The sequence below is a fragment of the Streptococcus mitis genome (assembly GCF_002096845.1).
In the GTDB taxonomy this organism is placed as follows: domain Bacteria; phylum Bacillota; class Bacilli; order Lactobacillales; family Streptococcaceae; genus Streptococcus; species Streptococcus mitis_A.
Genome location: NZ_NCVK01000004.1, coordinates 1 through 9,346 on the forward strand (window position 1 = coordinate 1; position 9,346 = coordinate 9,346).

2 protein-coding genes are annotated in these 9,346 nt (G+C 38.5%); both read left to right on the forward strand.

The annotated features are described in order from the left end of the window. On the forward strand, window positions 1–1,869 hold a 1,869-nt coding region (locus B7695_RS01120; protein ID WP_142358842.1), incomplete at its 5' end, for an LPXTG cell wall anchor domain-containing protein. 688 nt (window positions 1,870–2,557) lie between these two features. Next, a partial coding sequence (locus B7695_RS01125) for a Rib/alpha-like domain-containing protein (protein ID WP_158086392.1) occupies window positions 2,558–9,346 on the forward strand: 6,789 nt, incomplete at its 3' end.

Here is a 9,346-nt window from a genome sequence, read left to right on the forward strand (position 1 = left end):
AAAGGTAAAACAGTTACAACAACCACTTACGATGTAGATTCAAACGACGGTCATATCACAGAACACGTTGGTAACCCAGTCGTCACCCCAGCAGGTAAGACAATCGTTAAAGTAGGAGCTAAAACTAAGGTTGAACAATCTAAAGATTCTGAAGGTCGTGATGTGATTGATACCACTACCTATGCAGTTGATCCAAAAACAGGTAAGGTAACTCCAACAACCGTTCGAACTTATGGGAAAACGAAAGAACCAACAGTTGAGAAGAGAGTAGTACCATCCCCAGTAGTTTATGAAAAAGATGGTACGAAAGAAAAAGGTACAGCCCCAACTACTGTTAAAGGTGAAGATGGTGAAGACACTATCACAACAACTTACACTGTGGACACTAATACTGGAAAGATTATAGTAAGTGAAGGTAACCCAGTTCGTACGAAAGAACCAACTAATACTATTATCAAAGTTCCAGCGAAGGATAAAGTGGAAACAACCGAACTCCCATCACCTAAGAAATATGTGAAAGATGATACACGCGACAAAGATCAACCAAATGTGGAAGAAGTAGGACAAGCGGGTTCACGCACAACAACAACTACTTACGAAGTAAATCCAGAAAATGGAACCATTACAGAAAGAGTAGGAGAACCAGTAGTAGTAAATCCAACAGCAACAATTGTCAAAGTTGCAGCGAAGGACAAAGTAGTAGAAACACCGATTGAACCAGAAGTTGAGTATGTCAGAGATGGTGAACGAGAAGTTGACACGCCTAATGAACGCGTTGAAGGAGCTAAAGGTAAAACAGTTACTACAACCACTTATGATGTAGATCCAAAGGACGGTCATATCACAGAACACGTTGGCAACCCAGCGGTCACCCCGGCTGGTAAGACAATCGTTAAAGTTGGTGCGAAAACTAAGGTTGAACAATCTAAAGATTCTGAAGGTCGCGATGTGATTGATACCACTACCTATGAAGTTGATCCAAAAACAGGTAAGGTAACTCCAACAACTGTTCGAACTTATGGAACAACAAAAGAACCAACAGTTGAGTTAGAACAAGATCCTAAGACAGGTGACGTTACAGTAACACCGAAGAAACCAGATGGCTCAACATACCCACCAGGAACTACGGTAGAAATCCCAGGTAAAGGTGACGAGCCAATCACAGTCACAATCGGTGAAGACGGTAAAGGTAAAGTACCAAACAGTGATCTACCAAACGTAGAAAAAACAGGTACAGGTAAGATTACTGAACCAGGTAAATCATCTGTGGAAGTTCCTAAGGTAACAACTTTTGAAAACGATGTATTACCGGGTTCAATTGCATTGCCAGAGCTAATGATTGAGGTTCGCTGGATTGATGAAGATGAAAATGTATTGAAACCATCTGTTAAGACAGGTAATGAAAAGGATGCTGAACATGGATCAATTCCGGGATATGAATTTGTACGGACTGTGATTGATGAAAATGAAACAGTCATTACCCACATTTTCAGAAAAGTAAGTGGAACTACAAATACAAATACAATTCCAGTAACTCCAGTCCTACCTGATACTAATGGAAATTCTGGTCACGATACACCTGAGCTAACAACTCCAACTCCAATTCCAGTTACGCCAGTCCTGCCTGATGCTAATGGAAATTCTGGTTACGATACAGCTGCACCAACAACTCCAGTTCCAGATGCAGTTGCTCCGAATGCAGATCAGGTAGATACTAAGACTACTAATGATAATGGAGCTAAATCAAATGATTCTCAAAATGTATTACCAAATACAGGAACTGAATCAAATGCGACTCTTGCATCTCTGGGTCTTCTTGGTATGTTAGGCGGTCTCGGGCTTGCTCTTGGAAAGAAAAAAGAAGACTAAAAATTTAGTCAAAATATGAACACAAAAGATTAAAAAACGGCCTTGTTCCTCATTTCAAGAGGTGCAAGGCTGTTCTTGTATTCTCGAAAAGGTAGATATTATAGTTGATTGAAATAAGATATGAACAAATTGATTAGAGGACTTAGATAAATTTCTAAAATGAATTAGAAGTTGTCTTATACTATTCTAGCTTCAATCCGCTATACTTATTTGAAATCAAAGTCCCCTATTTGGTAATAGCCTATTCAAGAAATATCGTTGTATAAGGATATACTTTGAAATGATAGGCATAGTGAATCAATGATTGGATTTTCAATTAAAACTATCATCTATTTGTTTATAAGACGTAAGTTTATGAATTTGACTTAAAATAATATAAATTTATATTCATAGTAGTTGTTTGAAGAATATCTTAAAATTAAGGGTCGGATATCTATTGTTATGGATATTTATTTTTAATTATTATAAAGCACTTGATTGCGCTTTCTTGAAAATTACTGAAAATTCGTGAAATTAGCCATATTTACACTATTTTGTTTGATTGAATATGTTAAAAATGCTATAATTGAGCTGTGATAGCTGTGATAGCTGTGATGTCAAATATCCATCATAGTAGTTTTTATTGTCTTATTCCCAGAGGGAATATTGCTTTTAAATTTGATTTTGTGTTTTAACATAAGGAGGAACAATGGAAAATAAATCAAATTCACTCAATAGAATAAAGCGTCATCAACGTGAAAAAGTTCTGCGCTTTTCTATTCGGAAGTACAGTTTCGGTGCGGCTTCAGTTGCTATTGCAGCACTGATGTTTTTGGGTGCGCGCGTTGTTAGTGCAGATACTGTAAGCGGAAGTAGTTCACCATCTACTGCGGGTGTAGTACAACCTAACGATAAGGGCGACTCGCATGTGGGTATTAAGGAACCTACTGAAAATAAATCAGAAGTAGTCAATAGTGCTTTAGAAAATAAAGAAACTGCAATTGTTGAAAATAGTAGTAATACGGTTGATAAAACTAAGTTGAGAAAAGTAGTTGAAGAATTAAATTCTCTTCTTTCAACTAAATTAAATCTTGACGACTCAGTACTTTCTTCTGTAAAAGAAAGAGTTCAGAAAGCTCAGGTATTGCTAGATAAAGCTGATGCAGTTCAAAAAGATATTAATGAACTAAAAGAACTTTTGTCTACTGATTTAGCTACTTTATCTAATGCTGTAAAAGAATCAAGTAAGGTTCGAGAAAGTAATACTGGAACTGAGGCTGAAAAACCAGCGATCCAACCTTCTTCTGAAGTAAGAGCAAGCGAAGAGAATCAAACTGTATCAGCTAAAAAAGATTCTTTGAAAGTATCTGTTGATCAATTGAAAGCAGCAATTTCAGAAGTTCCTGAACATGATACTACGAAAAAAGTTCTTGAAAAAGCCAATGAAGTCATGGTCTTAGCTCAAGGCGTTCTTCAGAATACTACAGTCTCTCTAACAGATGTTGAACAAATGAACAAACTTGTGAAGCGAATGTTTATTTCTGTTAAAAACGCTACAACGCGTTTGAGTTCAGGCTCTCACGATCCACGTAATGGTCAGAGAATGGCTCGAGGTACTGGTGAAAGGGCAGCAGCTGTATCTTCAAATTGGACTAATCAAGATAATCTATTAAGTTACCAACGATTCCGTTCAGTTGACGGGAATGGAACTGTTAGGAATGACAACAGACAATTTACAGAGAATAAAGTGGATATGACCGCTCGAATTGAGACAATTGGTGGAGTCAAATATGCAGTTTATGATATTTTCTTTAACAATGATGGTAGAGCAATGGCTAATCAAAGTAAGTATCAGACATACAGATTCCTATTGCAACCTAAAATCTTAGATTTAGCTAGTAGTGGTGCATATAATCCAGATACCATAAGAGATCTATCCTTTGAAATCTATCGTAGAAACAATCCAAATGAAGGGGGAACACTCTCTCAAAATCCAGACAAATTTCATCGTGAAAGGACAATGGATTACCACTTTTTAAATGATAATGAAAGAAATCAGTATGGATTTACATATTTAAACAGTGTGGGTGTCCGTGCAGGACGTTCTCATGCCCAAGATATGAAGGATATCTTTAAAAAGAATAACACTGATGACTATTTAGAAAAGGCTGTAAAATTAGAAGGAAGACATGCAGGATGGAGCTATGGTTTGGGGCTGAAAACTGAGGATAAAACAGCTGCCGTCCATATGCATTTAAAAACAAAATTAAGATCTGGTGTAACAGAAGAAGATGTTAGACAAGCATTTACTATAGCTGTTGCAAGCACTTTTGGTCTGACAACAAACCAATCCTATGTTTTCGGATCCGGGAAAGAAGCTACAGAGCATGTAGAACCGACTGTTAAACAAAGTACAAAATACCCTATTAGCGGTAAAGAGGTTACTAAGAAAGTCGATGAATCTCTTGGGAATCTAGATAGGCCGGTGGATGCTGGTTTCGTAACACGAAATAATAACTTCCCTGCAGATATCCAGTGGAGTTGGCCGAGTGGGAGACCAAGTACGACTACAGCAGGGGTATTTCGTTATCAAGTGAAAGCACAGTACTCTGATAATACTTCAAATACTACTTATGCAACACTAAAAGTTATACCTAAAAAACCTACGATTACAGCCAGCGATGTAGAACATAAAAAAGGTTTAGCTGGACAATCGATTAGAGTGAATGTAGGAAGTGGAGTTAAAGCTAATTCTATAGTGAAGTTGTATGATGGAAATAAAGTTATTGGGGAAGGGAGAACAACTGGTGAAACAGCTACTGTTACTGTTTCGGGAGCTTTGTCTGGTAATCCTATTACAGCAGAGACAATAGTAGATAATGGTGGGACAGTGATCTCTGAACGAAGTGAACCTGTGACGCCAACAGAAGTGCCTGACAGAGTGCCTCCAACAGTATCAATTAACGGAAATAGATTAACAACAAATGCGGATGATAATCGTTTTATTATTTATCGTGGAGCAAACTTCAATCCTACATTTAGCGTTCAAGATGATAAGAATAATGTCACATTATCCATTACAGGTCTTCCTAATGGTGTGGGAAATATTTCGAAAACTGGAACTAAGGAGTTTGATTATACAATTCCAGATAATTATGTAGCAGATGGCGCTTCGTTTGGAGAAAGTACTGCAAGTGTCGTTGCGACGGACGGTCATAATAGTGTAACATATAAATTTAAATATCGTATAGTCGATGTGCAAGCGAGAAACAATGCTACAGAAAATCGGGCTCTTGGAAGTGAATTGGGAGATCCTCATAGTCACTTTAAAGTGGCAGAAAGTGATACCGTAGAACATGATAAGTATTACCCAAGTAATATGCAGTTTGTATGGAAAGAGTTCAATTCTGGAACTTCTTCATTTACTGACCGTAATAATAATACGAAATTAAATGAATTGGGAAACGTTACTAAATACTACGCTGTAGCAATGTTCCCTAATAGGGTGAATAGAAAATCAATAGATGGTGCAAACTATACAATTTATTCACCGATAAATAAAGTACTGCCTGTTGCTTTCAACGTAACGGATAATGTTAAACCAACAGTAAAACTTGTTGGTGATAATGGATCTGACACAACACTTTCAGAATCAACTCCAGAAGCAAATTTACCAAAAGTAACCGTATATCGTGGTGAAAAAGCAAATGTTACGATAAAAGCTTCAGATAACACAGGCAAAATTAAAGAACTTCGTGGAAGTGGGATGCCAAATGGTATTTGGTTCAATAAAAATCCGAATGCGAATAGTGAAGTTTGGTTAAGTAGTGACAACGCTACAGAAACAAATCCACTAAGCCATACGATAACAGGTGTTGTAGAAAAAGGTAACAGAGTTGAAGAAAAAACCGTTACAATAAATGCAAGTGATAAGACTGAACCATCAAATGTGACAACTGTTAAATTCAAAATGGTTGTGAAAGAACAGAAAGATAAATACACACCGACAGCAGGAACAACACCAGTAGCTGTAAATAATATTGGAAATATTAGCACTTCAGATTTAGATAAGATTAAAAACTCTGTATCTGTACCAAATCTTTCAGCAGAAGCTATTCGAGATGGTGGAGTTAGAACATCGTTGAAAAACAATGGAGCAGTAACTACAACAGCTGGTAAGAAATATGTCACTGTAGAAGTAACATATCCAGATGGAAGTACAGATGAAGTGCCAGTTGAAGTACAACAAAATACAAATGTTGTAAAACGTCCAATTATTAACTTGAAACAAGGTGAAACACTTTCAGAAGCGGAAATGAAGACCATTGTTGAGTTGCAAGATGGATCTAGCAAACTTCCTTTACCAGCTGATGCTGTTGTAACAGCAACATTTGACACGAATACTGTAAGAGATGGAAGATGGACAGACATTACAGTTCGTTTCAACGATGGAACTTCTAAAACAATTAGTGCTAATTATAATGTTAAGGCTACGTTCCCAGTAGCAAATACTGTTTATGATTTCAGAGGAGTTACTAGAACTAATGATTCTGAAAGTAACTACTATATAAACAAAGGTCTTCCAAATGGAATGAGCTGGTTTGTTAAAAAGGGAACTGAAAATAAACCTGACGCAAGAATTCAAACTTACTTGGCAACAGATGGTTTAGGTAAGACAGATTATACATTTGGAGCTTATTACAGAGCTGGCAGATTTAACGATAATGAGTCTAATGTTGATTTAAAATTAAAGCATGAGGGAACTGTTTCTCACCATGTTTACGATGTGATGGCTGCAACTAACAAGATTACTGTTAATAAAGGAGCAACATTAACAGAGGCAAATGCGAAAGCTGCTGTTACTAAGGTTACAGGCTCAGAAGATTTACCAACAGGAACGACTTATGAGTGGGTAGAAAGTACAGATACAAATATTCCAGGAGCTAGACCTTATAAAGTCAAAGTAACATTGCCGGTATCGCAACCACAAACCGGAAATGATACGCAGCCTGTCGCTACACAAGCAAGATCTTCTAAAACAATAGATGTAATAGTTAATGTGAAACCAGAAGAGCCAACATATGATACAACAATAAATCCAAAAGGTAGTATAGGAGTGCCAACTGTAGCTTCAACAGATAGAGAATTAACTGGTACAGGACGCCCAGGTGCTAAGATTAAAGTGACAGTTCCGGGTGTAACAATTAATGAAGTTACAGTAGGTGACAATGGAAAATGGAGAGTATCTCTTCCTAAAGGGTTGAATAGTAATCAATTAAATCAAAATCAATTAGTACCACGTGATCAAGTCACTGTTACTCAAATTGTAGATGGTATTGAAAGTGATGCAACGAATGTTGCTGTATCATTAGGTGAAACTGTTATTCAACCATCCGAAGAAAGAGGAAATAGTCTATTTGCAGGAGCAAAAAATATAGTAGTAAAAGCTCCACACGATGCAGGGATGGTTTATGTATCTTATACGGATAAAGCTACAGGAGTCGCACATGAGATAGGGCTAAAGCGTGAAAATATTAATAGTCCATGGGTCTCAAATAAACCAACTCTTGGAGAAGTTAAAAATATAACAAAAGATGCATTCACGAATACAATAACGATTGAGATGAAAGAATCAGTTGCGGAAGGAACTGCAAAAGCAATAGCTAATATCTCAGAAGGTAAGTATTCAAGTGCAGTAGATTGGAAAACAATCCAAGTAACAAACCAAGCACCAACCGTTACATCTGCAGTTGCAGGAAATGAAAAAGTAGTAGAGTTCGGTGAAAATATAGATCTTAAGACTTTAGTAACAAAAGCTGATTACGAAGATGATAAAGATGCAACACGTGGTACTAAAGTACAAACGGAGATTGTATCTGTAAATGGACAAGGTAATGTAAAAGATATCAATTCTAGAAAACCTGGTACGTATACTGTTAAATATAAAGCGATTGATAGTCAAGGTAAAGAATCTAGTGAATTGACAATAACTGTTAAAGTTAGAGAAGATAAGCCAACAAAACCAGAAGCAATAGCACCAAGTGATGGAACAGTTACAGTAACACCAACAGGCGAAGCTGATAAAGTAACTGTTACTTACACAGATGAGAAAAATGCTCAGAAAACAGTAACAGTAGTCAAAGCTAAGGATGGAACATGGTCATCACCAGAGAAACCGGAAGGCGTAACAGTAAATCCAACAACAGGAGCATTGTTAATTCCAGCAGAAGGTGTTAGAGATAGAAGTCAAGTAACAGCGACAGCTACAAAAGGTGATAGTAGACCATCAGACCAAACAATAGTTACAGCGCAGCCTAAAGACTTCACTCCAGTGAAACCAGACGAAAAAGTTCCAGCCAAAGACAAAGACCACTTAACTCCAGATGAGCAAAAACAAGTGGAAGACAAAGTCAAAGCGAAGAACCCAGATAAGACCGTCACTGTAGGGGAAGACGGAACCGCAACCGTGACAGACCCAACAACTGGCATCAGTCACCAGATTCCAGGAACAGAGCTCGTGAACCAAGACTTCACTCCAGTGAAACCAGACGAAAAAGTTCCAGCCAAAGACAAAGACCACTTAACTCCAGATGAGCAAAAACAAGTGGAAGACAAAGTCAAAGCGAAGAACCCAGATAAGACCGTCACTGTAGGGGAAGACGGAACCGCAACCGTGACAGACCCAACAACTGGCATCAGTCACCAGATTCCAGGAACAGAGCTCGTGAACCAAGACTTCACTCCAGTGAAACCAGACGAAAAAGTTCCAGCCAAAGACAAAGACCACTTAACTCCAGATGAGCAAAAACAAGTGGAAGACAAAGTCAAAGCGAAGAACCCAGATAAGACCGTCACTGTAGGGGAAGACGGAACCGCAACCGTGACAGACCCAACAACTGGCATCAGTCACCAGATTCCAGGAACAGAGCTCGTGAACCAAGACTTCACTCCAGTGAAACCACCAATTGTCGAAGTCCCAGAGTATACAAATCCAGTAGGCACAAGTAGTACGGATGGAGAAGGTAATGTCATTACGCCACCAACTGTCGAGGTACCAGCCTATACCGATCCAGTAGGCACAAGCAGTACAGATGGCGAGGGCAACGTAATTACGCCACCAACTGTAGAGATTCCAGCCTACACAGACCCAGTAGGAACAAGTAGTACGGATGGAGAAGGTAATGTCATTACGCCACCAACTGTAGAGATTCCAGCCTACACAGATCCAGTAGGCACAAGCAGTACGGATGGAGAAGGCAATGTCATTACACCACCAACTGTAGAGATTCCAGCCTACACAGATCCAGTAGGCACAAGCAGTACGGATGGAGAAGGCAATGTCATTACACCACCAACTGTCGAGGTACCAGCCTATACCGATCCAGTAGGCACAAGCAGTACAGATGGAGAAGGTAATGTCATTACGCCACCAACTGTCGAGGTACCAGCCTATACCGATCCAGTAGGCACAAGCAGTACAGATGGCGAGGGCAACGTA